The sequence below is a fragment of the Mesorhizobium sp. CA5 genome (assembly GCF_020165105.1).
GTDB lineage: Bacteria > Pseudomonadota > Alphaproteobacteria > Rhizobiales > Rhizobiaceae > Mesorhizobium.
In genome coordinates this window covers 76,871-99,911 of the sequence record NZ_JAIUHJ010000015.1, presented here as the reverse complement: position 1 = coordinate 99,911, position 23,041 = coordinate 76,871, and the positions used below count along the sequence as shown (strand labels likewise).

Below are 23,041 nucleotides of genomic sequence, written 5' to 3'. Positions count from 1 at the left end.
TCCGAACGAGCGGCTGCGCGCCCGGGGAGCCGCTCTGCTTGACAGCAATGGTCGAAACCGTCATTCAATTATTCCATTGAATGACGGCAGAAAGGTCGATGTCAATCCGCAATCCGAAACAGGCGCTGTACGAGCAGTTCGCGATCGTCGCCAAGGCGCTCGGGCATCCGCTGCGCCTGGAAATGATCGAGCATCTGGCGCAAGGCGCGCGCAGCGTCGAGGCGCTCGCGGCGAAGCTCGGCCTGCCCGTCGCCAACATCTCTCAGCATCTGCAGGCGCTGCGCCGCGCCGGCATCGTCTCGGCCGAGCGCGATGGAAAATTCGTGCGCTATTCGCTCGCCGATGACAGCGTGCTTTCCGCCTTCGCCGCCGTGCGCGGCGTTGCCGAGCGGCAGCTCGCCGAGGTCGACCGCATCGTGCGCCGCTATTTCGACGCGCGCGACGACATGCGGCCGGTCACGCGCGACGAGCTTCAGAGGCTGATGCGCGACGGACTGGTGACGCTGATCGACGTCCGCCCGGCAGACGAGTTCGCGCTCGGCCATGTGCCGGGCGCCATCAATGTCCCGCTGGGGAAAGTCAGGGTCTGGTCAGCCGACGCCGCTATCGGCCGCGAAATCGTCGCCTATTGCCGCGGACCGTGGTGCGTGATGTCCTTCGAGGCTGTCGCGGCGTTGCGCGCGCTCGGCCATTCCGCGCGCCGGCTGGAGGACGGCATGCCGGAATGGAAAGCCGCCGGCCTGCCGGTGGAAGTGGTTACCTGATCGTGACTAATTAGACCGCGCCGACAAGCCACCGAGCGCCAGTTGCAGACGCTTGGTGACAACCTGGCGAATGCGTTGAGCGGGGCCGTGAGCGGTTCTCCACCCTTTTCCGCAACGCCAGACCTTGGCAAACTATCTCGACCGCTTAGTAGGTGATCTTCGGGTACCAGTCGGTCCCGCGACCTTCCGGCGTCCAATCCAGGACGTTCCACAGCATCATCAGGTCCGGCTCGGTTGTCGGGTCTTTGCCTGGATCGGCTGACTCGAAACCCGGCTCCGCATACGCAGACTGTCGTATAAACGGCACTTTATTGCGCTTCGTAGAGTTCCAACGGCAATCCATCCGGATCGCTAAAGAAGGTGAAGCGCCGATCCGTATATGGGTCGATCCGGATTGGCTCTACGGCAACGCCGGCGGCTTCCAGGCGCGCAACTACGAGGTCAAGGTTCCCCACAGCAAACGCCAAGTGCCGCAGTCCTGTCGCCTCTGGATAAGACGGCCGCGGCGCTGGGGCCGGGAAGGAAAATAATTCCAGCTGGGCGGATCCGATCCGCAGGTCGGCCTTCCAGGACTGCCGCTCCTCCCGATAGACCTCGCGGATCAGGTCCAGGCCAAGCAGCTCGACATAGAACCGTCGCGACCGATCGTAGTCGGTGCAGATAAGCGCGACGTGGTGAATGGCGTCCAGCATCTTTCGAAGTCTAGCCAAGCCGGGCTTTGGGGCCAAGGTCACCCACTTTGTATCTGTCATCGCGGGCAGGATAGCCTTATCGCTTCGGGTGAGAGCCTAACATCCAGACGGCGGGCAACCGTGCTGACCGTAGCTCGCTTGGTTGCAGGCGGACCTGCTGTCCTGCGGGGCATCAGGATCGTCCGCGTGTTTACCAAAAATCGAGATAGGCTGGGATCGTAGATACGTTCACACGGGAAAACCGGCCTTTCTGAAGCCTGACGTGAAAAGCTCAAGGGCGACTTGATCGGTGAACGGGAGACCTGAAATCAGCCGGATGGTCAGCTCGTGTTTCCTTGTCAGTGTTTCCTCAACCTCAGCGCGCGCCTTCTCCATCTCGCCCAAATGTGCGTATGATGCTGCGAGGAAGGCATGGATGAAGAATTGGTCACCGGCCTTCCGATACGAAGCGACAGCTTCCGAGTACCTTCCAAGCAGGAACAGAGAGCTGCCCTTCACCTCCCAGAACCACACCGGAGGTAATGGCTCGCGCAGGAGCGCGGTTTCGAGCACGTTGAGTGCCGTCTCGGCCCGTCCGCCGTAGTTGAGCCAGCTTGCGTAATCCCCCGCTATATTCACGTCTAGCGGGTTCAACGAGCGCGCGAGCTCAAAATGCACTCCTGCATCGCTATGCTGGCGCATGTGTGTAAGCACCAGCCCCATGCTCTGGTGACAGACGCCATCGCTTCTGTCGAGAGAGAGCGCCGTCCGTGCCGAGTCCCAGGCCTTCTGTAGCGTCCGCGGATCATTGTCGTACCAAAATCTGCCGACGAGGGCCTGCGCGAGGAAGGCGTGGGCTTGAGCGAACGACGAATCGAGATCCACGGACCGAACGAAGAGGGGCTCGGACTTTTCCAGTTCATATCGGTAAAAGTGCGCGCGCCCCTGCAGGTAGTAGTCGTATGCATCCCAATCGGCGGGTGGCTTGCGTCTGGTACGGGTCGCCGATTCCGCCTCCGCTTGCCCTTCGACCATCGAGGCGATAAGCGCCGCAACCTCGTCTTGCAACGCGAAGATGTCGTTAAGGGCCCGATCGTAGCGTTGGGCCCATAGATGGGTGCCGGTGGCGGCGTCGATCAGCTGTGTGGTGATCCGAATGCGATCACCGAGTTTTCTTATGCTGCCTTCGACGAGATAGCGAACTCCGAGTTTGCGATGTACTTCGGCAATGTCCATTGCCGGATGGCGAAATTGAAAAGACGAATTGCGCGCGATGACGAGGAGGGAGCGAAACCTGGCCAGCTCCGTGATTATGTCCTCGGTTATGCCGTCGCTGAGATACTGCTGGTCCTGATCGCCGCCCAGATTGGCAAAAGGCAGCACCGCGATCGAAGGCTTGCCGGACGGCGGTATCGGTTTGCAGGATGCGCTCGCCACCGGCTTGACAGTCCCGGTGAAGCGGTAGCCGACGCGAGGCACCGTGGCGATCCACTCACCGCCATTATCAGCCGGACCGAGAGCCTTTCTTAGTGTCGCGATTTGAACGGTAAGGTTGCCTTCCTCGACGGCGGTTCCCGGCCAGGCAGCATCCAGCAGTTCGGCCTTGGTCAGGATCTCGCCAGGCCGTGCCGCAAGCGCAGCAAGCAGCGTCAGTCCACGATGCCCAACAGCGACCGGGATCTCCTCTCTAAGGAGCGTCCCCATGTCGGGGTCGAGTACGAACGGACCAAAAGCGATGCGAGTCCCGTGCATGCAGGCATAGTAGACGTTTCGGAAATTTCGGAACAGTTCCGGCGCCGCGCAAATCTAACGGCGAACTTTCCGGGAAAGTGCGTCATCAATTTGCTATGGCGCAACTCTGCTCATGGCGCCGGGCGCTGCCGATGCCCGCCTTTGGGTTCGGTTCAAGGGCGGGATAGTCGCGCAGCCAGCCAGCCAGCCTTCTCGATCGGCGTCGGGAGGGTCTCTGTTATCGGCATTATGCAGCCGCCTCCCCAGAGCGCCGCGTTCCAAATGGGCTGACCTCAGTAACCGAGAATTGGCGCTCGTACTCCACTGCAAGTTTTACAGGCGCAGCTTTTCTACGCGAAGAGGAAGTCTGATTCGGTGATGTGAGCTGCCGCCGTCTCGCCCACCGCCACGTTTAGGTCGATTGTACCGGCGTCGTCGCTGAAACCGACAATGAGCCCGCTGCTTCCGGTGTTGACTTTCACCACTGCTCCTTCGGCGGATATGTTGTGTGCGTGAAGATAGTCGAGAGCTGCCTGAGACGAGGCGAAAGTTCCGCTAGTACCGGGAGAGTCGTTAAGGATCAAAGCGACGTGCCGCGACTCATGCAGATCAATTTTATCCTCGCCATGCTTGAATCCCTGGATGGTGTCCTGAACGGTCGCCGATGATTCGCCCGAGAAGAAGACAAAGGTGTCCCGGGCGCCGTCCCCGGTGGTGATGCCATTGTTCGCCGACATCCAGTCCGCGCCTGCGCCGCCGAGGATGATGTCGGCGCCTTTGCCGCCATAGATGGTGTCGTTCTGGTCTCCACCCAATATCAAGTCATTCCCGGCATCGCCGTATAGGGTGTTGGTACCGCGACTATCTTCGACCACGTCATCGCCGGCACCGCCGTGGATGGTGTCGTTACCGCTGGTGGGGGAGGTGGCGGTGTCGTCGCCGTAGAGGGTATCGTTGCCGGCACCGCCCTCGATATAGTCGTCCCCGGCGTTGCCGAAGATCGTGTCGTTGCCGGCACCGCCGTAGAGTGTGTCGTTCGTGTCGCCGGGAGTGTGATCCTGACCGTCGCTCGGGCGAATCCCGCTGCCGCCGTAGATAGTGTCGTCCCCGGTGCCGCCGTAAATCACGTCGCTGTCGATCCCGCCTCGGAGTGTGTCGTTGTCAGCGCCGCCATTGATCGTGTCGTTGCCGGCACCGCCGTCGAGAAGATCATCCCCGGCCCCGCCGGTGATAAAGTCGTTGCCGTCGTCGCCGTTGAGAGCGTCGGCACTGGCGCCGCCGTGGAGGAAATCGTTGGCGGGGCCACCGGAAAATAGGTTGGTGAGATCGTCACCGATCATTCGGTCGGAGAAAGCCGAACCGAACCAGGTGCCGGTGTATGTGAAGTCGGTGGTGTATGCGGTCCCGCCCGCGAAATAAGCGGCCTCGTTGGTGACTGTCGCGCTCGGCGGGATGTTCTCTTCGATTTGGACTGTGTGGGTGTGCAGGTTCAGATCGACACTCGCCGTCGACTGCGAGAAATCCGGGCCGACTGATACTAAGACTGGCTTTTTAGTCATGGTATTCATCTCCCTGTTGCGCACAAAATTGTGCGCGTTGTGATGCTACACTGCGGATACAACCATGAGTCCTTGGTCTGGGTTCTCCTTTGTTGTGAGACGGATGCGTATGGAGCTGTCGAAGATTTCATTTCTCGCGCAATGAGCGGCGGGTGTTTTGCGTGAGCGGTTCGGCAAGATATGCCAGCACGGTGCGGGTGCCGGTCCTGATCATGGCCTCGCTCGACATACCCGGCAGCAGACTTTGTCCACGCCGCCGAGCCCGTCGGAGATTTGGAAGCCGTCTGTATTATCGCCGCCCGAGGCCGAGGTGTATGGAGGCGGCCAGGTCGACTCTGATACCGCTTCGGGCACCCTCTAAACCGCGCACTCCCTACCTCTGTCCGCATACGTGTGTCTCACTATCAGGTGTTGGGGGGCGACTTGTGCGCCGCCCCTCACTGTAGGTTACACCAGAGCGCCGAAGAGGAAGTCCGCCTGTGTGATATGCGCCGCCGCCGACGCGCTTACCGACACGTTGAGGTCGAGAGTGCCGGCGTCGTCGCTAAAACTGACGAGGTCGACGGCAGAACCGTCGATGACCTTTACTACTGTACTCTCGACAGAGAGATTGTGCGCGTGGAGATAATCGATAGCCGACTGTGCCGAGTCAAAGTTGGGGCCTTGCAGGAACGCGGTGTCGTGAGTGTCCCTCAGGTCGAACTTATCGTCACCGTGTTTGAAGTCGGTGATGACATCATGTTGGCCGGCGACGAAGGTGTGGCTGTGGAAGACGAAGGTGTCGTTACCCCCGCCGCCCGTCAGGGTGTCGCTGCCGGAATTGATCGAGAAATTTGCCCTACCCCCTTCGATGGTGTCGTTGCCGGCCCCACCGTTGATGGTGTCGTCACCGATAAACCCGACGATGGTGTCGTTGCCCCCGTCACCGTACAGGAAGTTAGCTCTGCCGGACGGGAGAAACATGACGTCACCTTCGATATAATCATCACCGGCACCGCCGTGGATGGTGTCGGTGCTGTTGTGATTCATAGCGCCGTTGTCGCCGTAGAGGGTGTCGTTGCCGGCCCCGCCGTTGATAGTGTCCTGGCCCTCGCTGCCGGTGATGGTGTCGTTGCCAGCGTCGCCATTGAATATGCCGCCGTCACGGCCGGCCCTGATAAAATCGTTGCCGCCACCGCCATTGACTATGTCGACACCGGGGGAGTAGTGGGCTTGGCTGTCGTCACTGGTATAAATGGCGTCATCACCGGCCCCGCCGTTGATGATATCGTTACCGTCACCGGCTCTGATAAAGTCGTTACCGTCACCACCTTTGATGGTGTCGTCGCCGGCGTTGCCGTAGAGGGAATCGTCGCCGGCGTCACCGGCAATAGAATCGCTACCGTCACCGCCTTCAATCCAATCGTCACCGCCGCCGCCGTACATGAAATCGTTGCCGCCGCCGCCGAGAAGATGGTTGAGGAGATCGTCGCCGATCATTCGGTCTGAGAATTCCGAGCCGGTGTAAACACGGAGATAATCCCCGGTGGGGTTGGTGAAGTCGGTGGTGTAGGCGATGCCGTTACTGCCGGCGAAGTAAGCGGACTCGTCGACGACTGTCGCGCTCGGGGGGTTCTCTTCGAGCTGCACTGTGTGGTTATGCAAGTTCAGGTCGACGCTGGCCGCTGACAGTGAGAAATCGGGGCCGATTGTTATAATTACTGGATTTTTCGCCACGGTATTTCCTCCCTACTGCACACACAATTGTGCGATTTATAACTCTATAGTGTGGGTATGGACATAAATGAGCGAGGTGTAGACTTGTGTCTTTAATCTGGATCCTCCCTTGTTGTGACATGGATACGCACGTGAGCCACTGATGTTTGCATCATTTCTCACGCAATGAGCGACGGATGTTTTGTGTGAGCGGTTCGGCGAGATAGGCCAGGACCGTGCGGGTGCCGGTCTTGATCATGGCCTCGCTCGACATGCCGGGCAGCAGCTTGCGACCGTCGAGCTTGGCCAGTTCGCTCTTGTCGATCACCACCGTCGCGGCGAAGTAAGGAGCGTTGGTGCGCTCGTCCACCAACCGGTCGGCCGACACCGTTTCCACGATGCCGTCTAGCTGCGGCAGGTTGTATTTGGCGAAGGCCGGGAAGCTGACATAGGCTGTCTGGCCGGGGGCGATCGTCTCGACGTCCTCAGGCTTGACCATGGTCTCGATGACCAGCTTCTCGCCGAGCGGCACGACCGTCATCAGCGTGTCGCCGGGTTTCACCACTCCGCCCGCCGTGTGGACTTTCACGTCCATTACGATTCCGTCGACGGGCGCGGTGATGTCGGTGCGCTTGAGGACATCCTCGGCCGCGCGCGCTTGCTGCCGGAAGTCGAACAGCTCCGCTTCGACCTTGCTCAATTCGTCAACTGACTCGTTCAACTGTTGAGTTGTAAGGTTGAGGACTTGCATGTCGATCTCGGCGATAGAGCTGCGGGCGCGGGCAATCGATGCGACATTCGTGGCGCGTTCTCCCTCGGTCTGGCGTTGTTGCTGGGTGAGCGTCAGGTTGCGTTCGCGGGTGGTGAGCCCCTTGCTGAGCAAAGTCTCGAGGTCTTTGTTCTCATTCGCGAATGCCGCGATCCGCTTGTCCTCGGTCGCGATAAGCTGTTGCAGTCCGGCAATTTGCTCGGCGGTCTGCTGGCGGCGTTCGTCGAGGATTGCCTTCTCGTCTTTCAGGTTGCGGTGCTTCGCGTTGAAGACGTCACGTTGAGTGGCCAGCGCGTCCTTGACGGCAGGGTCCGGGTTGTCGAGCAATGCCTGGTCGAACTCGATCGTGTCCTTGCCGTCGCGTTCGGCCCGGAGACGGGCGACGAGCGCCTCGCGTGTGGCGATCTTGTTTTGGATCGAGTCCAGTTGAGCCTTGGCTTGGGTGTGGTCGAGGCGGACGAGGACTTTGCCTTTCTTGATGACATCGCCGTTGACGGCGTCCAGTTCGGCGATAATGCCGCCCTCGAGGTGCTGGATGAGTTTGCGGTCGCCGTCGACCTTGACCACTCCGGTCGTCACCGCCGCGCTGTCGAGCGGTGCCAGGGCCGCCCAGCCGCCGGCCACGCCGAAGAACAGGAACATGATTGAGAAACCGGCGTTCGTGACGGCTCTGAGACGGAGCGGTTGCAACGTCGGCGGGGGTGGCAGTGGCTGGGGGAGAGCGACTATGTTCATATCGTTGTCTGCTGGGTTTGCGCGGGTCATGACGTGACCGCCGTGACGTGAGTGGTGTTGGGCAGCTGAGCCACTCTCCTGGCGCGGGCGGCGAGTTCGTTGAAGACCGTGTCACGCGCCCCGAATAATTCTTGTCTGCCCTGATTGAGCACCAGCACCTTGTCGACTTTCTCCATGATGCTTGGGCGGTGTGCGATCAGGATCATCGTAGTGCCCGTCGCCTTGACCGCGCCGATCACGGCCATCAGGGCGTCTTCGCCCTCGCGATCGAGGTTGGAATTCGGCTCGTCCAGGATGATGAGTGTCGGATCGCCGTAGAGTGCCCGCGCCAGCCCGATTCGTTGGCGCTGTCCGCCTGACAGCGATGCGCCTGAATCCCCTACTTGAGTTTCGTAGCCTTTCGGCAAGCCCTTGATCAATTCGTGAACGCCCGCCAGTTGCGCGGCCTTGATCACGCTGTTGAAGACCGCGGGACTGAGCTTCGCGAAGCGGGCGATGTTCTCGGTGATCGTGCCGGCGAACAACTCGATGTCCTGCGGCAAATACCCGACGTGCCGACCACGGTCCTCGGCGGGCCACTCGGCGACGTCCATGCCGTCGAGCAAAGCGCGACCGGCTGATGGGCGCCAAGCGCCGGCGAGAACGCGGGCCAGGCTTGTCTTGCCGGATGCGCTCGGGCCGATGAGCGCCATCACTTCACCGGGCTTGAGTTGGAAACTCACACCTTTCAAGACAGGCTCGCCGCCACCCTGCCGGGCGAGGACAATACTCTCTGCCTCGACCTTTCCTTGTGGGCGCGGCAAAGACCACACTGCTTTGGCCTCGGGTCGCTGGCCGACAAACGCGGTAAGACGCTTGTAAGCGGCGCGTGCCCCAAGTGTCGCCTTCCACGTGCTGATCGCTTGCTCCACGGGGGCCAGCGCGCGGCCCATCAAGATTGAGGATGAGATCATGATGCCGGGAGAGGCCTCGTTTTGCAGCACCAGGTAAGAGCCGAGGGCGAGCACCGCCATTTGCAAGGCCATCCGCCAGAAACGTGCGATAGACGCGATGGCGCTGGCGCGGTTGCCGGCGGCGACTTGTCCGGCGCTCGCTTCATCCTGCTGCTCTTGCCAACTGTCGAGCAACGGCCGCAGCATGCCCATGGCCTGGACGACCTCGGCGTTGCGGACTGCCGACTCGGCTTGGGTGAAAGCCCGTGCCTGCGCGTTGCCGGCCTCTGTCAGCGGTTTGCGGGTGGTGAGTTCGTTGAGCAATGCCAGCGCAAACAACACGCACCCGCCGGCCAGCGCCAACCAGCCGAGCCACGGATGCATGAAGAAGATGGCGATGAAGAAGATTGGCGCCCACGGTGCGTCGAGGATTGGGTAGATGCTCGGGCTGGTGAAGAAATTCCGCACTTGGTCGAGATCGCGCAGAGACCGCGTGCTGCCTTGACCCGGCGTGGCGGCCGACTGCTCTACTGACGCGGTCAACAGGACTGGGGCCAGCCTCGAGTTCATCCAGGCGCCTACGGTTGACAGCAGGCGGGCGCGTACCATTTCGAGCCCTGCCATTGTCAGGATCGCCGCGCAGGCGATCAACGACAACGCTGCTAAAGTTTCCACGCTGTGGCTGGACAGAACCCGGTGGTAGACTTGAAGCATGTAGAACGAGCCGGTGAGCATCAGTATATTGATGCCGCCGCTGAACCAGATAAGCGGCGTTATGGCGCGTTTGGCCTCTTTCATCACTGCCTGCAAAGCAGGAGCCTGTTTGTTGCTTATTTGCATGACGGCGACCGCGCCCGTTCCGCGCGCCGCACGCTATCTTGCTTTTTGGCCTCTGAAATCCATCAAAGGAATGATGCGGCGATACAAGCGTGCCTCGCCTTTCGCTAAACGTTCGGAGGGTAACTGCCTTTGATAAAACGCAGCGTGCGCTGGGTATTTGGGCAATCAGCAGATGCACATGCGGCGGCGCGGGCCTTTGGTGCCAACACTATTTCAGCTTTCGGGTGTCGGCATTCGTGGTTCGCGCGGCTGAAGTGAGGCGTAAGCGATCGTCCGCAGGCGAAACTGGCGGATACGGGTCAAAAAAGCCAACTATGTGTAATTGCAGGCCCGCCTGTGCTCAGGCGAGCCACTTCAATCGCCCTAAAATCTCAGTCCTTGGCGCGCTCGACGTAAGAACCGTCGGCGGTCATCACCACCACGCGCGTGCCGGCCGAGATATGTGGCGGCACGGCCGTGCGCACGCCGTTGGAGAGTATCGCCGGCTTATAGGACGAAGACGCCGTCTGGCCCTTGGTGACCGGCTCGGTGTCGACCACCTCGAAGGTGGCGCGCTGCGGCAGCACCAGCGAGATCGGCACGCCGTTGAACTGCGCGAGCTGCACGGCCATGCCTTCCTGCAGATAGGGCGCCATGTCGCCGACCACGGCTTCCGAGGCCACGACCTGGTCGTAGCTTTCCGGGTTCATGAAGTGAAAACCTTCGCCGTCGGAATAGAGGAAGGTGTGCTCGCGCTCCTCGACATAGGCGCGCTCGACCATTTCGGTCGTACGGTAGCGCTCCGAGACCTTCACCCCGTCGCCGATGCGGCGCATGTCGAGCTGGGTCACCGGCGTGCCCTTGCCAGGGTGGATGTTTTCGGCAAAGAGGATGACATAAAGCTTGCCGTCCTTATCGACGACGTTGCCTTTGCGTAAGGAACTGGCGATGACCTTGACCACGATATTCGATCCCGTTCGAGTTTTTCGGCCTGCAAGCGTCGATTTCCGCGAAGCGGCGACGGCGGCCATCGCGTGCGCCCTAGCGCATCTTGCGCCGAACCGCCAGCCTGTCGGGCGATTTTCCTGCCCATGACCGCCGCTTCGCCCTGGTGGACGCCGCATATTCATGCCGACCGCCGGCCCCGGCTGATGGCGCGCAATGCCATCGCCGCCGCCCTGCGCGGCTGGTTCGCGCAGCGCGATTTCGTCGAGGTGACGACCTCGGCCCTGCAGGTTTCGCCGGGGAACGAGGCGCATCTCGCCGCCTTCGCCACCGAGGCGATCGGGCCCGACGCATCGCGCCGGCAGCTCTATCTCCACACCTCGCCGGAATTCGCCTGCAAGAAGCTGCTCGCCGCCGGCGAGGAACGCATCTTCAGCCTCGGCCCGGTCTGGCGCAACCGCGAGCGCGGGCCGCTGCATCACCCCGAGTTCACCATGCTTGAATGGTACCGCGTCGGCGATACAGTTGAGCGTCTGATGGCCGACTGCGCCGAATTCCTGGCGCTCGCCGCGGAAAAAGCCGGCGCCAAGAGTTTCCGTTTTCGCGGCCGCGAGGCCGATCCGTTCGCCGAGCCGGAGCGGCTGAGCGTGGCGGAGGCTTTCCTGCGCCATGCCGGCATCGACCTGCTCGCGACCGTATCGGCCGACGGCAGCACCGACCGCGACGCCCTTCACGAGGCACTGGTCCGCGCCGGCCTGCGCACTGCGCCCGACGACAACTGGGCCGACCTGTTCAGCCGGGTGATGGTCGAAAAAGTCGAGCCGGTGCTTGGGCAGGGGCGGGCCACCATCTTATACGGCTATCCGATTTCGGAAGCGGCGCTCGCCCGGCCGAGCGCTGAAGATCCGCGCGTCGCCGAGCGCTTCGAGCTCTATTGCTGCGGCGTCGAGCTTGCCAACGCCTTCGGCGAGCTCACCGACGCAGCCGAGCAGCGCCGCCGCTTCGCCGCCGAGATGGACGAGAAAGAGCGCGTCTATGGCGAGCGCTATCCGCTGGACGAGGATTTCCTCGCCGCTTTGGCCATCATGCCGCAAGCCAGCGGCTCGGCCCTCGGCTTCGATCGGCTGGTGATGCTGGCGACGGGAGCCGCAAGGGTCGACGATGTGATCTGGGCGCCGGTGGCGTGATCTTAGCCGCCGTCGGCCCTTGAGTCAGGTCGGGATTTTCTCTGACCTTGCAAGGCCAGGAATTGCTTGTAGCCTTTGCGCCCCATGCGAGCGCGTAAAGCCTCGCGCGTCTCGGCTTCCCCGCACGCCGCCAGGATCTCGTCGAAGTGATCGGCCAAAATATCCTGAATTGCAGGGTCGTTGAAATATGCCTTCAACGAAATCCCGTCCGGCACGCTGGGTGCATCCATCAGGGTCCAGAAAGCACGTCCGTGGGTCGACACAAAATCCCGGGCACGTGAGGCCAGTTCGCGCACCATAGCACTTCGCCGCACGCGCGAACGCTGATGGGCGGCTTTGCTGAATGTCCTCAAGTTCGGCAAGGAGGGCTGCGCGCCATGCACGTTGCTCCCGTGAATTCGGTAGGCCGAAAGTGGAAGGTCTATGCAGGCCGAGCCAGCCAAGGCATGCACGAACGGCATGAAATAATTGTCGGTCGCGGCATTGCCGACCACAGCCAGGGATGGCTTGCATCGGACGAGATAATGCCGCTTGTACATATTCGCCGTACCAGGCGACCAGTGCCAGCCGGCTTCGTGAGGCTCTATCACCGTGGACTGTTGCCAGAGCAGCTCGCGCTCCCGTCGTCCCAGAATCATGTGATCTGAGTGTGAACGGTCGGGATCAAGGGGGCTGCCCACTCTGCGGTGCAGCAACCATGCGAAACCAGAAGACAGCGGCCGCCCGGCATGATCGGTTTCAAGAACGCCGCCCGACGTGGCGCCGATCGTCGGGCAATCGCAATGAAGCTGAGCGTGAAAGGCCGCGAAGTTCGCGAACAGGAAATCGTCGGCGTCAACGATACAGACCAATTCGCCCGCCAGGCGATCCAGAACGTGAAGGAACGCGCCCATCTGGTGCAGGTTGTCATCCAGATATTCAAACGCCAGCCTGGGGTCGGTATTCTCGAATCGCGCGATGACATCGCGGCTGTCGTCGGTCGAGGCGTTGTCGAGGACAACGCATTCGAACTCGGCGTAATCCTGCGACAGAACGCTCGATATCGCCTGGCCGACATACTGGCCGTAATTGTGGTTGATGATGACGAAGCTGATCTTCGGCGCGGTCATTGTCGCTTCCGTCCGATCCTCAGAGAGATGCGGACATCGCGCAACAGCGACTTCGAGAGGACGCGCATTGGAATTCGGCCTCCGAAACCGGCTCTGAGGATGGATCTTGCCTGGGCTCCGGAAAACCGGGCCAGCACCTCTCTGCTGAACCTCCTGGCACCGAAAACAGACCTCAATTGCAGCGCGTTGCGCTTGAATATCTCGACCGCGATCTCGTCGCTGAAATAGTCGCGCAACCTGTCGGGGTTTTCTCGTGTGACCCGGTCCACGACCGGCCAGAACTCGCCCCCTAAAAGCCAGTCGAACCTTTCGCTTCCTTCGATCAGATACTTGACGCTTTCATATGTGAATTTCCGCAATTTGGCCGCGTATTCCCTGGTCCCGGTGCGAATGCCCTCCACGCTTTCGCCGGTGGCGAAATAATTGCTTGAATGCAGACGATAGCCGGACAAGGGCATGTCGATCAGCGCGCTGCCGGCAACCGCATGGCATATTGTATTGAAATAGCCGTCGGCCGACGTCATCCAGGGTTTGCTGCCATCGTCCAACCGCAGCAGATGCAGGACCGAGGTGCGGAACATGTTGGCGCTGCCCGGCGCCCAGAACCAGCCGACGTGCGCACGCGGTATGGTCGCCGTGCTGGCGTCGAGGAGCCGGTATTGCGACGGGGAGACGGTCGGCAGCCGCAGCACGGTCCGCTCACCTCGCAGGCCTCGCTGCGCGCCCGGTCTGTTCAGCCGGAGTTGCTGGTACGAGGCCGTCAGGGCTGTGCCTGTCGAGTCCATCTCTGCGACGTTGGCCGAAGTGAAGCCGACGCTGCGTTGCAATGCCATATGCACCTGGATGTGCGTTGAAGCGTAGTTGTCGAACAGCACGTCGTCCGCGTCCACGAAGGTGACGAATCCGCCGTTCACCTTGTCCAGAGCCCATAGCGCGGCGCCGAGCTGGCCGTGGTTCTGCGCCAGCGTCTCGACCCGGAAACGTGGATCGCCTTCGACATGCCGGGCAATCACCTGCGCGCTGTCATCGGTCGAGCCGTTGTTGATGACGATGCACTCGAAATGCGGATAGTCCTGTCTGCGTATGGAATCGATCGTCGCGCCGACATAGCTGCCGTAATTCCAGTTGATGACGACGAAGCTGACCAGCGGCGGCGACAGCGCGCCGCCGGCGAGCCCGTCAATGTCCCGGCCGGCGATCGTGAATGACTTGGCCGCGACGATCTCGCTCTTGCGAATGACGATCTGCTGGCCCCGGTGCAACAGCTCGTATTCCCCGGCGACCTGGCTCAGGAAGGCTTCTATCCCTGCCTGGGGACGCCTGGCCATCGGCAGATCCGGCCCCCACCGGTAATCGTCCAGGATCATGACACCGTCATTGTCGAGCAGGTCCCAGGCCAGTCGGGCATCGCTGTAAACGGACGTGGCGCAATGGTCGCCATCGACATAGACCACGTCATACAGCCGTCCTTCGCCGGCAAGGCTTGGCAGGATCGTCAATGAATGGCCTTTGCGTTTCTCGACCCGGCCGGCGAAGGGCTTTAGGTTGCGGTCGAAGCGTCGTTCGACCTCGGCCATATCAGATTCATGCTTCGAGCCAGGCTCGAGATGCTCTTCGCTGCCCTGAAAGCTGTCCACGCAGGTAATGCGGGATTTTGGCAGGAATTGCAGGAAAAACAGCGCGGAACGCCCCTGGAACGAGCCGATTTCGAGCACAGCCGTCGCCGTGTCGGCCTTGTCGCCGAGAAGCTCCTCCCAAAGCTTCAGGTGATGGGAGGTCCAGTCATGGGTAAACTCTCCGTCGACAAAATAATCCATCCTTCCCCCATTAGCCCGGCGCTGAAGCGCGCGCGGCCAAGCCCATTTCGTCAGAACGAGACACTGTTCCAGCGATCGGAACCCCTTCCGGTCGCTTTGGACGGTTTGGCCGCGGTATCCTGATTGTCCTGAGCCCATTGCACAAGCGGCAATGGAACAATAGATGGTGCATGAGCATCCAGCAGATAGTGCGTGAGCATCCGCAGACGGTGCGTGAGCATCAATGCATGGGTGCGGGCGTGATCCCGACCTGACAGACTGCGTGAACAGACAGGAACAAACGCATGACCGATAAGCTCGACGCAGCGAAATTGACCGATCGCGTCGCGGCGCTCGTCGAGGCCGCCAGGCGCGCCGGCGCCGATGCGGCCGACGCGGTGGCGGTGCGCGGCCGTTCGGCCGGCGTGTCGGTTCGGCTGGGCAAGGTCGAAGGCACCGAATCGTCGGAGAGCGAGGACGTGTCGCTGCGCGTCTTCGTCGGCCAGCGTGTGGCGAGCGTCTCGGCCACCGCCGCCGCATCCGACCCGAAAGCGCTCGCCGAGCGTGCCGTGGCGATGGCCAGGGTTTCGCCCGAAGACCCGTTCCAGGGCCTCGCCGACCCCGCGCTGCTTGCCCGCAATTTGCGCGATCTCGACCTCTTTGACCCGACAGAGGTATCGGCAGACGAGCTGAAGGAAGCTGCACTTGCCGCCGAAGCGGCCGCGTTGGCCGTCAAGGGCGTCACCAATTCCTCGGGTAGCAGCGCCGGCGCCGGCCTGGGCGGTATGGTTCTCGCCACATCGCATGGCTTTGTCGGCCAGTACGTCGCCTCGCGTTTCTCGCGCTCGACCAGCGTCATTGCGGGTGAGGGAACGGCGATGGAACGCGACTACGAATTCTCGTCGCGCCAGCATTTCGCCGACCTCGACACGCCGGAAGAGATCGGCCGCAAGGCGGGCGAACGTACCGTTCGCCGCCTCGGCGCCCGCAAGGCGAAGACCGGCCCGGTCGACGTAGTGTTCGATCCGCGCGTCGCGCGCGGCATTGCCGGCCATCTCGCCGGCGCCATCAACGGCGCCGCGGTCGCCCGCAAGACCAGCTTCCTGCGCGACATGATGGGTAAGCAGGTGGCGTCGGCCGCGATCACCGTCACCGACGAGCCTTTGCGGCGGCGCGGCCAGGCCTCGCGCCCCTTCGATGGCGAGGGCATCGAGGGCGAGAAGCTGCTGATGGTCGAGAAGGGCATCTTGAATCACTGGTTCCTGTCCACCTCGGCCGCGCGCGAGCTCGGCCTTGTCACGAACGGGCGCGGCTCGCGCAGCGGCTCGTCGGTTTCGCCGTCCTCGACCAACCTTGCCATCGAGCCCGGCGAGCGCTCGCCGGAAGATCTGATCGCGTCGTTGAAGAGCGGCTTCTATGTCACCGAGGTATTCGGCCAGGGCGTCGACATGGTGACCGGCGAATACAGCCGCGGCGCTTCCGGCTACTGGATCGAGAACGGCGCATTGACCTATCCGGTCGCCGAGGTGACGATCGCCTCGAACCTGAAGGCCATGTTCCTCAACATGGTTCCGGCGAACGATCTCGACCGCAATTTCGGCACCGCGGCGCCGACGCTCCTGATCGAAGGGATGACCCTTGCCGGCGCTTGACCAATTGACCTCGAGCGAGGCCCGCGACGACCTCGCTTTGCTGCGCGACGCCGCCCGCGAGGCCGGCGCCATCGCCATGGGCTATTTCGGCAAGAATCCGCAGGTGTGGATGAAGGGCGGCACCTCGCCGGTGAGCGAGGCCGATCACGCCGCCGATACCTACCTGCGCGAGACCTTGCTCCGGCTGCGTCCGGATTATGGCTGGCTGTCGGAGGAGACCGCCGATGACCATGCCAGGCTGTCGGCCCGCCGCACCTTCGTGGTCGACCCGATCGACGGCACGCGCGGCTTTCTCGACGGCCTGCATTCCTGGTGTGTCAGCGTCGCAGTGGTCGAGAACGGGCGCTCGCTCGCCGGCGTGCTCGAATGCCCGGCCAAACGCGAGACCTATTGGGCGCTGCCGGGCGAGGGCGCCTATCTCAACGACAAGCGCATCTATGTGCGCCCGCTGGGCGAAAGCGTCGATATCGGCGGACCCAAGCCGCTGGTCGACTTGATGCCGCCGGCATGGCAGGACAGGCTGCGGCGGACGGCCTACATCCCTTCGCTTGCCTATCGGCTGGCGATGATCGCCGCCGGAAAGCTCGATGCGACCTTCGTCAAGCCGAGCGCGCATGACTGGGACATCGCCGCCGCAGACCTCATCCTTGCCGAGGCGGGCGGAGCATTGCTCGACCGCACCGGCAAGCCGCCGCGCTATGCCGGCGAGGTGATCAACCATGGTGCGCTCGCCGCGGGCAGCGGCGAGCTGCTCGGCGTGCTCGCCAGGGTGATCGCTGGGATTGACCAAGCGTGAGTCGGCCCGCAGTTCCAAAATCGGCTGCTTTGGGCTAAACGTTTCACAAAATTCATGAATCTGCGAAGGATCGGCATGGCCGTGGAAGACGGAAAGAAGCAGCTTTTGCACCTGGTGTTCGGTGGCGAGCTGAAAAAGCTGGGTGGAACCGAGTTTCGCGACCTGGACGCGCTCGACATTGTCGGCATCTATCCCGACTATCAATCGGCGCACGCCGCCTGGAAGGCGAAGGCGCAGGCAAGTGTCGACAATGCTCATATGCGCTATTTCGTTGTTCATCTGCACCGCTTGCTCGATCCAGAATCGAAGGTCGGCGGTTGACGTCGATGGAGCATGAAGCGGTGAAAGGGGCGACCCGGCCGCGCGCCGCCAGACGCGGCGGAACGCGCACGCTGTGGCGGCGCATCCGCGAGCCTTTGGCGCAGTCGAGTTTCGTCAAGAACTTCATCGCCAGCCTGTTCGCCTGGTTCTTGCGGTTGATTCGCGTCACCAGCCCGCTCGTCGAAGGCTCGACCCGGGTAGCCGGCGGCGCTTATGCGCATCTTGAGCCGGGCATCATCGCGCTCTGGCACGGCCAGCACCTTTTGACCCCTGCCTATTACCCCGAGGGCCGGCCGCTGGTCGCCATGGTTTCGCGCAGCGCCGACGCCGAGCTCCAGGCGCTGATGATCGAGAAATTCGGCATCGAGGCAGTGCGCGGCTCCGGCGGCCGCGACAATTCGAGGCATTTGGACAAGGGCGGCGCCAAGGCCTTGATCGCGCTGAGGAAGGCGCTTGCCACCGGCAAGAACGTCGCCATGATCGCCGACATTCCGAATGGCACGCCGCGCGACGCTGGGCTTGGCATCGTTCTCCTGGCAAGGCTTTCCGGCCGGCCGATCCTGCCATCGGCCATCGCCACCAGCCGCCGCAAGGTGCTGGAGAAGAGCTGGGACAAGACCACCATCAACCTGCCGTTCGGCCGCTCCGCGGTCATCGTGGGCCAGCCAGTCTTCGTGCCCGCCGATGCCGACGATGCCGAGATGGAGCGCAAGCGCCAGGAGGTCACGGCGTCCCTCAACGCCGCGACGGCTGAGGCTTATCGCCTCGTGGACGGCGGCAAATGAGCGAGCGCTGGGCGCGTGCGGCCCTGACTGCCTATCGCTATGCGGGGGCGGCCGCCTATCCGCTGATCGGCCCCTATGTCGCCTGGCGCGCCTCGCGCGGCAAGGAGGATCGTGTCCGCCGCCGAGAACGCTATGGCATCGCCGGCCGTCCCCGTCCGGAAGGACCGGTGATCTGGATCCATGCCGCAAGCGTGGGCGAGACGATCGCGGTGGTGCCGCTGGTCGAGAGCATCCTCGACTATGGCGTCAACATCGTTTTGACCACCGGCACCGTGACCTCGGCCAAGGTCGCCGACGAGCGCCTCGGCAGCCGCATCATCCACCAATATGTGCCGCTCGATCTGAAGCCCGCGGTAAGCCGTTTTCTTGATCACTGGCGGCCGGAACTGGCGATCATCGCCGAATCGGAAATCTGGCCGATGACCATCCTGGAGCTTGGCGCCCGCAACGTGCCGCAGGTTCTGGTCAACGGCCGGCTGTCGGACCGCTCCTTCATGTCCTGGAAGAAGCGCGCCGGCGTTGCCGAGGCGCTGTTCGAGAATCTTGCCCACGTCATCGCCCAGTCGGATGTCGACGGCGAGCGGTTCCGCGCGCTCGGCGCCCGGCCGGTCACCGTTTCCGGCAACCTCAAGGTGGACACCAACCCGCCGCCGGTCGACGAGCGGGCCTTAGCCACCCTGCAGCGCCAGATCGGCGGCCGTCCGACCTGGGCTGCGATCTCGACTCACGATGGCGAGGAGGTCGTGGCCGCGGAGGTCCATGCCAGCCTGCATAGGCGCCATCACGGGCTCTTGACCATCGTCGTGCCGCGTCACCCCGATCGCGCCGATGCGCTGGCCGCGCAGATTTCCGGCATGGGCCTGTCCGTGGCAAGGCGCGGCAAGGGCGACCGCATCTCCCATGATACCGACATCCTGCTCGGCGATACGATCGGCGAGATGGGCCTTTATCTGAGGCTGACCGAGATCGCTTTTGTCGGCCGCTCGCTGACTTCGCAAGGCGGCCAGAACCCGCTCGAGCCGGCGATGCTCGAAACCGCCGTGCTGGCCGGGCGTAACGTGCAGAATTTCCGCGAGGCCTATCAGCGCCTGCTCGACAGCGGCGGCGCCAAGCTGGTGCGCGACCGTGACATGCTGGCCGGCGCCGTCAATTTCCTTTTGACCAACGAAGTGGCGCGCCACGAGATGATGGCGGCGGGTGCCGCCACCGTCGACGAAATGCGCGGCGCGCTTGCCCGCACGCTGAAATCGCTGGAGCCCTATATCCAGCCTCTGGTCGTCAAGGCGCGCCTGAAAGGCGCAAACGGGCGCTAGATCATGACCCCAGAAATCGGATCCGATTTTTGGAAAAGTCCATGCGCGAAGCCGAGACGCATGGGGCAGGCGCGATGACCAGCGAAGCGCCACCCTTCTGGTGGGAAAAGCCGGACTGGCGCGTGCTTGCGCTGTCGCCCGCATCGGCGATCTACGGGCTGGTCGCCGGCCGCCGCATGCGCCACGCGCCGCGCGAGAAGGTCGCAGCGCCGGTCCTGTGCGTCGGCAACCTTACCGTCGGCGGCAGCGGCAAGACACCGGTCGCCATCGCATTGGCCAAGCAGGCCAGACGCATGCAACTCACGCCAGGCTTCCTGTCGCGCGGCCATGGCGGCTCGTTCGCGAAGCGGCATGTCGTCGATGCGCATCACGACGCCGCCAAGCATGTCGGTGACGAGCCGCTGCTCCTGGCCGAGCATGCGCCCGTCGCGGTGACGGCCAACCGCGCCGCCGGTGCGAAGCTGCTCATCGAAGAACGTGGCTGCGATTTCCTGATCATGGATGACGGGTTCCAGTCGGCGCGCGTCCATATCGACTATGCGCTGGTCGTGGTCGACGCCCGCTTCGGCATCGGCAACGGCCGCGTCATCCCGGGCGGGCCGCTCCGCGCCAAGGTCGTCGACCAGCTGGTCTTCACCAGCGGCTTGCTGAAGATGGGCGAGGGGACCGCCGCCGACGGCGTCGTGCGCCAGGCGGCGCGCGCCGGCCGGCCGATCTTCCTGGCGCATGTCGAGCCGGCCGATCCGTCGCGCTTCGCCGGCGGCCGCTTCCTGGCCTTTGCCGGCATCGGCCATCCGGAGAAATTCTTCGACACGGTGCGCGGCGCGGGCGGCGAAGTGGCTCAGTCGCGCGCTTTTCCGGATCATCATTTCTACGCCCAGGACGAGCTTGCCGACCTGCTGGCGCTAGCGCGGCAGGAGGGGCTGCGCCTCGTCACCACCGCAAAGGACGCCGCGCGGCTGCGCCATGGCGAGACGCCTGCCGGTTTCCTCGCCCAGCTGGACGTGCTCGACATCGAGGCCGTGTTCGAGCTCGATCATGTGCCCGAACGCATCGTCGACGAGACGCTCGACGCCTGGCGCCTGCGCAAGATGCGGGGCTAATGCATGTCGCGCAAAAGTGTGCAGCGGTTTTGCGATAACGACATGCATGAAGACAAAGACTTAAAGCGGCGCGCCCACCGTCAATTGCCGTTGATGAGGCGGCGGAAGTAGCGAACCGGCTCGCCGAGCCCATCCTCGAGAGCGACGCGAGGAGACCAATCCAGCGTCGACCGCGCCAGACCTATGTCGGGTTGGCGCTGGCGGGGATCGTCCTGCGGCAGGGGCTTGAACTCGATTTTGGACTTGCCGCCCACAAGGCTCAATACAAGTTCGGCCAGTTCCAGGATCGTGACTTCCGTCGGGTTGCCGACGTTGAGGGGGCCCACGAAATCGTCGGGCGTAGCCATCATCCGAACCATCGCATCGACGAGATCGTCGACATAGCAGAAGCTGCGGGTGTGGCTACCGTCGCCGTAGATGGTTATGGGATCGTTCTGCAAGGCCTGGACGATGAAATTGCTGACCACCCGTCCGTCCGACGGGTGCATGCGAGGCCCGTATGTATTGAATATGCGCACCACCTTGATGGGTAATTTCGACTGACGCCGGTAGTCGAAGAACAGCGCCTCGGCGCATCTCTTGCCTTCGTCGTAGCAACTGCGCGGCCCGATCGGATTGACGTGGCCCCAATAGGCCTCGGTCTGGGGATGGACTTGCGGATCGCCATAGACCTCGGATGTCGATGCCTGAAGGATCCTGGCCCCGGAAGCGCGTGCAAGATCGAGCATGTTGATCGCCCCATAGACGCAGGTCCTGGTGGTCTCGATCGGAATGCGCTGATAGTGAACAGGCGAGGCCGGGCAGGCGAGGTTGAAGATTTCATCCGTTTCGACTTTGAGAGGCACGGTAACGTCGTGCCTCAGAAACTCGAAATGTGGATTGCCCAGAAGATGACCGATATTTTCTGCCGAGCCGGTGGAAAAATTATCGGCACATAGTACCTGCCGGTCTTGTGCCAGCAGCAGGTCGCAAAGATGCGAGCCGATAAAGCCGGCCCCACCCGTCACAAGAACCTTCACAACAAACCCCCGTACCCGTCGCCCTTTGCTGTCTATAGCCCCAGAAAGGCGAAAGTGTCAGCACTGAAACGACGGAGTGGGACCATCGATGGGAAGGGAAGAAGTGGCTACGGCTATCCTGCGCGCCGCATCGCCTGCAGGATCGCCTCGTCGCGCTCGACATTGAGCTTGCTTTCGAAGTCGAAATGCCAATCCCTGTCGCGCAGCGCGGAAGTCGAGGCGTCGCCGCGCCGGATTTTCTGGTCGAGGTCGGCAAGTGATCGCGACCAATAGTGATTGATCCTCAGGATATCGAACTGGGGAGGCATGCCAGGCGCGATGGTCCGTCGACGGGTGTCCATTCCTTCACCGGACAGGAATTTCGATTGATGGACGCCCACTCTGTAGACCATGCGCGGGTTGAGGATTGTCTTGACCGTCGTGATGTCTGGCCCGGCTCGCATCGTATAGGCCTCGACCACCGGCCGTCCCGGTCGCTCGACTTGGCCGGAGGAGCCATAGAAAGCTTGCCAGACGCAAACGCCTGGCAGGTCGCGATAGTCCCTCAGAACCGAGGGTACGTCACGTCCGTCGGGCGCGAAAAGAAACTCATCGATGTCGAAGAATCCGATCCACAACGCTTCGCGCCAGCGCCTGCGGATGCAGTCCCTATAAGCCGACAGCTGTCCCACCGGCCGCGGCCAGTCGACCAGCGTAACCAGGCCTTCCTGGATGAACGGGTTCAATACGGCTTTGAAGTCGTCGGTAGAGAAGTTGTTGTAGAGATAGAAATGCTCGAATCCCACATTCTGATGGAACCTGATCCATTCGGCCAGGAACGGCGCTTCCTGGCGGAAGATGGCGCAGGCCGTCAGCTTGAATCGGGGCGCCCTCGACACCGCCCGATCGCGCCATCTCGCACGCATGACAAGCGGCATGCGAAGAACAGTTTTGAGAGATTTCCAGAAGTTTTTCATTGCAGTCCGTAAGCGGTCGAGGTTGATGGCCGCGGCACCATGGGCACGCCAGGCTTATCCCCGCTTGCGCAATTCCGGGTGCATCTCGATCTCGCGGGCAAGCGACACCGCGGCGTTCACATAGGGCTCCTGCCGGGCGACGCTCCAATATTTGAGCTCGTCGAGCGGAATGTTCTCGCCCGTCACCGCACAGCGCACGAAAGAGCCGGGACTGGTGACCTGGAAGTCGCCGTCGAGATAGCGGATCCGGGCTTCCCTGCCGCCCGGGCCTTCGAAACGGTTCATCATGAAAGGACGCTTGAGTTCATCGGGTTCAATCGCCACAAATCGCAAGCAACGTCAAGCTTGACGCAATGCTCATGCAGTATGGCTGAGCGGCAAATG

The 23,041-nt window shown here is 62.5% G+C and carries 20 protein-coding genes and 1 pseudogene; 8 read left to right on the top strand and 13 right to left on the bottom strand.

Going from position 1 to position 23,041, the window contains the following annotated elements:
- Positions 1-98: 98 nt before the first annotated feature.
- Complete coding sequence (locus LB529_RS19850) at positions 99-764, top strand: ArsR/SmtB family transcription factor (protein ID WP_224712075.1); 666 nt, start codon at positions 99-101, stop codon at positions 762-764.
- Positions 765-909: 145 nt separating this feature from the next.
- Here the strand turns inward: LB529_RS19850 and LB529_RS19845 are convergent.
- From LB529_RS19845 to efp, 8 genes and pseudogenes are all read right to left on the bottom strand, one after another.
- Positions 910-1,035 (bottom strand): annotated as a pseudogene (locus LB529_RS19845) (DUF899 domain-containing protein); the annotation flags it as partial.
- Between the two features lie 37 nt (positions 1,036-1,072).
- Entirely contained in the window at positions 1,073-1,456 is a 384-nt protein-coding gene (locus LB529_RS19840) for a VOC family protein (protein WP_224529348.1), read from the bottom strand.
- A 228-nt stretch (positions 1,457-1,684) separates the two neighbouring features.
- Positions 1,685-3,139 carry a winged helix-turn-helix domain-containing protein gene (locus LB529_RS19835; RefSeq protein ID WP_224712074.1) on the bottom strand — a complete coding sequence of 485 codons (1,455 nt, stop codon included), beginning with the start codon at positions 3,137-3,139 and terminating at the stop codon, positions 1,685-1,687.
- A 377-nt stretch (positions 3,140-3,516) separates the two neighbouring features.
- Positions 3,517-4,725, bottom strand: coding sequence for a calcium-binding protein (locus LB529_RS19830; protein ID WP_224712073.1), 1,209 nt, complete (start codon positions 4,723-4,725; stop codon positions 3,517-3,519).
- Positions 4,726-5,172: 447 nt separating this feature from the next.
- Positions 5,173-6,441: a calcium-binding protein gene (locus tag LB529_RS19825; RefSeq protein ID WP_224712072.1), complete on the bottom strand. Its 1,269-nt coding sequence runs from the start codon at positions 6,439-6,441 to the stop codon at positions 5,173-5,175.
- A 151-nt stretch (positions 6,442-6,592) separates the two neighbouring features.
- Entirely contained in the window at positions 6,593-7,924 is a 1,332-nt protein-coding gene (locus LB529_RS19820) for an HlyD family type I secretion periplasmic adaptor subunit (RefSeq protein ID WP_224712110.1), read from the bottom strand.
- Positions 7,925-7,950: 26 nt separating this feature from the next.
- On the bottom strand, positions 7,951-9,654 hold the full coding sequence (locus LB529_RS19815; protein ID WP_224712071.1) for a type I secretion system permease/ATPase: 1,704 nt from the start codon (positions 9,652-9,654) through the stop codon (positions 7,951-7,953).
- Positions 9,655-10,067: 413 nt separating this feature from the next.
- Positions 10,068-10,637 carry an elongation factor P gene (gene efp, locus LB529_RS19810; protein ID WP_095767917.1) on the bottom strand — a complete coding sequence of 190 codons (570 nt, stop codon included), beginning with the start codon at positions 10,635-10,637 and terminating at the stop codon, positions 10,068-10,070.
- Between the two features lie 129 nt (positions 10,638-10,766).
- On the opposite strand from efp, the gene epmA reads away from it, so the two are divergent.
- On the top strand, positions 10,767-11,807 hold the full coding sequence (epmA, locus tag LB529_RS19805; protein WP_224544754.1) for an EF-P lysine aminoacylase EpmA: 1,041 nt from the start codon (positions 10,767-10,769) through the stop codon (positions 11,805-11,807).
- Between the two features lie 2 nt (positions 11,808-11,809).
- Here the strand turns inward: epmA and LB529_RS19800 are convergent, their stop codons facing one another.
- On the bottom strand, positions 11,810-12,916 hold the full coding sequence (locus tag LB529_RS19800; protein WP_224712070.1) for a glycosyltransferase family 2 protein: 1,107 nt from the start codon (positions 12,914-12,916) through the stop codon (positions 11,810-11,812).
- On the bottom strand, positions 12,913-14,733 hold the full coding sequence (locus LB529_RS19795; RefSeq protein WP_224712069.1) for a glycosyltransferase: 1,821 nt from the start codon (positions 14,731-14,733) through the stop codon (positions 12,913-12,915). The genes LB529_RS19800 and LB529_RS19795 overlap by 4 nt, the downstream gene beginning before the upstream one ends.
- Before the next feature lie 284 nt (positions 14,734-15,017).
- On the opposite strand from LB529_RS19795, the gene LB529_RS19790 reads away from it, so the two are divergent.
- The 6 genes from LB529_RS19790 to lpxK all read left to right on the top strand — a co-directional run bounded on the left by LB529_RS19790 (position 15,018) and on the right by lpxK (position 20,682).
- Entirely contained in the window at positions 15,018-16,364 is a 1,347-nt protein-coding gene (locus LB529_RS19790; RefSeq protein WP_224712068.1) for a TldD/PmbA family protein, read from the top strand.
- Positions 16,351-17,160: a 3'(2'),5'-bisphosphate nucleotidase CysQ gene (locus tag LB529_RS19785; protein ID WP_224712067.1), complete on the top strand. Its 810-nt coding sequence runs from the start codon at positions 16,351-16,353 to the stop codon at positions 17,158-17,160. Before LB529_RS19790 ends, LB529_RS19785 begins: the two co-directional genes overlap by 14 nt.
- A 75-nt stretch (positions 17,161-17,235) precedes the next feature.
- Positions 17,236-17,481 (top strand): DUF4170 domain-containing protein, encoded by a 246-nt coding sequence (locus tag LB529_RS19780; protein WP_041002569.1) that lies wholly within the window; start codon positions 17,236-17,238, stop codon positions 17,479-17,481.
- Between the two features lie 5 nt (positions 17,482-17,486).
- A complete protein-coding gene (locus LB529_RS19775; RefSeq protein ID WP_095767821.1) occupies positions 17,487-18,266 on the top strand; it encodes a lysophospholipid acyltransferase family protein in 780 nt (259 codons plus the stop codon).
- The gene (waaA, locus tag LB529_RS19770; protein WP_224712066.1) at positions 18,263-19,579 is read left to right on the top strand and encodes a lipid IV(A) 3-deoxy-D-manno-octulosonic acid transferase; all 1,317 of its coding nucleotides are present in this window, start codon (positions 18,263-18,265) and stop codon (positions 19,577-19,579) included. Before LB529_RS19775 ends, waaA begins: the two co-directional genes overlap by 4 nt.
- A gap of 74 nt (positions 19,580-19,653) precedes the next feature.
- Positions 19,654-20,682 (top strand): tetraacyldisaccharide 4'-kinase, encoded by a 1,029-nt coding sequence (gene lpxK / locus LB529_RS19765; protein WP_224712109.1) that lies wholly within the window; start codon positions 19,654-19,656, stop codon positions 20,680-20,682.
- 80 nt (positions 20,683-20,762) lie between these two features.
- Here the strand turns inward: lpxK and LB529_RS19760 are convergent, their stop codons facing one another.
- The 3 genes from LB529_RS19760 to LB529_RS19750 form a co-directional block, all read right to left on the bottom strand.
- Positions 20,763-21,701 carry a UDP-glucuronic acid decarboxylase family protein gene (locus LB529_RS19760; protein WP_224712065.1) on the bottom strand — a complete coding sequence of 313 codons (939 nt, stop codon included), beginning with the start codon at positions 21,699-21,701 and terminating at the stop codon, positions 20,763-20,765.
- 113 nt (positions 21,702-21,814) lie between these two features.
- Positions 21,815-22,579, bottom strand: a complete 765-nt coding sequence (locus LB529_RS19755; protein WP_224712064.1) for a glycosyltransferase family 92 protein — start codon at positions 22,577-22,579, stop codon at positions 21,815-21,817.
- A 132-nt stretch (positions 22,580-22,711) separates the two neighbouring features.
- Positions 22,712-22,945: a DUF2093 domain-containing protein gene (locus tag LB529_RS19750; protein WP_040986608.1), complete on the bottom strand. Its 234-nt coding sequence runs from the start codon at positions 22,943-22,945 to the stop codon at positions 22,712-22,714.
- Positions 22,946-23,041 lie beyond the last annotated feature (96 nt).

Coding starts and splice junctions, on each gene's coding strand:
- LB529_RS19815 (WP_224712071.1), bottom strand. CDS start 9,654: ATGAAAGAGGCCAAACGCGCCATAACGCCGCTTATCTGGTTCAGCGGC.
- epmA (WP_224544754.1), top strand. CDS start 10,767: ATGACCGCCGCTTCGCCCTGGTGGACGCCGCATATTCATGCCGACCGC.
- LB529_RS19840 (WP_224529348.1), bottom strand. CDS start 1,456: ATGCTGGACGCCATTCACCACGTCGCGCTTATCTGCACCGACTACGAT.
- LB529_RS19820 (WP_224712110.1), bottom strand. CDS start 7,924: ATGAACATAGTCGCTCTCCCCCAGCCACTGCCACCCCCGCCGACGTTG.
- LB529_RS19850 (WP_224712075.1), top strand. CDS start 99: ATGTCAATCCGCAATCCGAAACAGGCGCTGTACGAGCAGTTCGCGATC.
- waaA (WP_224712066.1), top strand. CDS start 18,263: ATGAGCGAGCGCTGGGCGCGTGCGGCCCTGACTGCCTATCGCTATGCG.
- LB529_RS19790 (WP_224712068.1), top strand. CDS start 15,018: ATGACCGATAAGCTCGACGCAGCGAAATTGACCGATCGCGTCGCGGCG.
- LB529_RS19835 (WP_224712074.1), bottom strand. CDS start 3,139: ATGGGGACGCTCCTTAGAGAGGAGATCCCGGTCGCTGTTGGGCATCGT.
- LB529_RS19780 (WP_041002569.1), top strand. CDS start 17,236: ATGGCCGTGGAAGACGGAAAGAAGCAGCTTTTGCACCTGGTGTTCGGT.
- LB529_RS19775 (WP_095767821.1), top strand. CDS start 17,487: ATGGAGCATGAAGCGGTGAAAGGGGCGACCCGGCCGCGCGCCGCCAGA.
- LB529_RS19800 (WP_224712070.1), bottom strand. CDS start 12,916: ATGACCGCGCCGAAGATCAGCTTCGTCATCATCAACCACAATTACGGC.
- LB529_RS19830 (WP_224712073.1), bottom strand. CDS start 4,725: ATGACTAAAAAGCCAGTCTTAGTATCAGTCGGCCCGGATTTCTCGCAG.
- lpxK (WP_224712109.1), top strand. CDS start 19,654: ATGACCAGCGAAGCGCCACCCTTCTGGTGGGAAAAGCCGGACTGGCGC.
- LB529_RS19750 (WP_040986608.1), bottom strand. CDS start 22,945: ATGATGAACCGTTTCGAAGGCCCGGGCGGCAGGGAAGCCCGGATCCGC.
- LB529_RS19795 (WP_224712069.1), bottom strand. CDS start 14,733: ATGGATTATTTTGTCGACGGAGAGTTTACCCATGACTGGACCTCCCAT.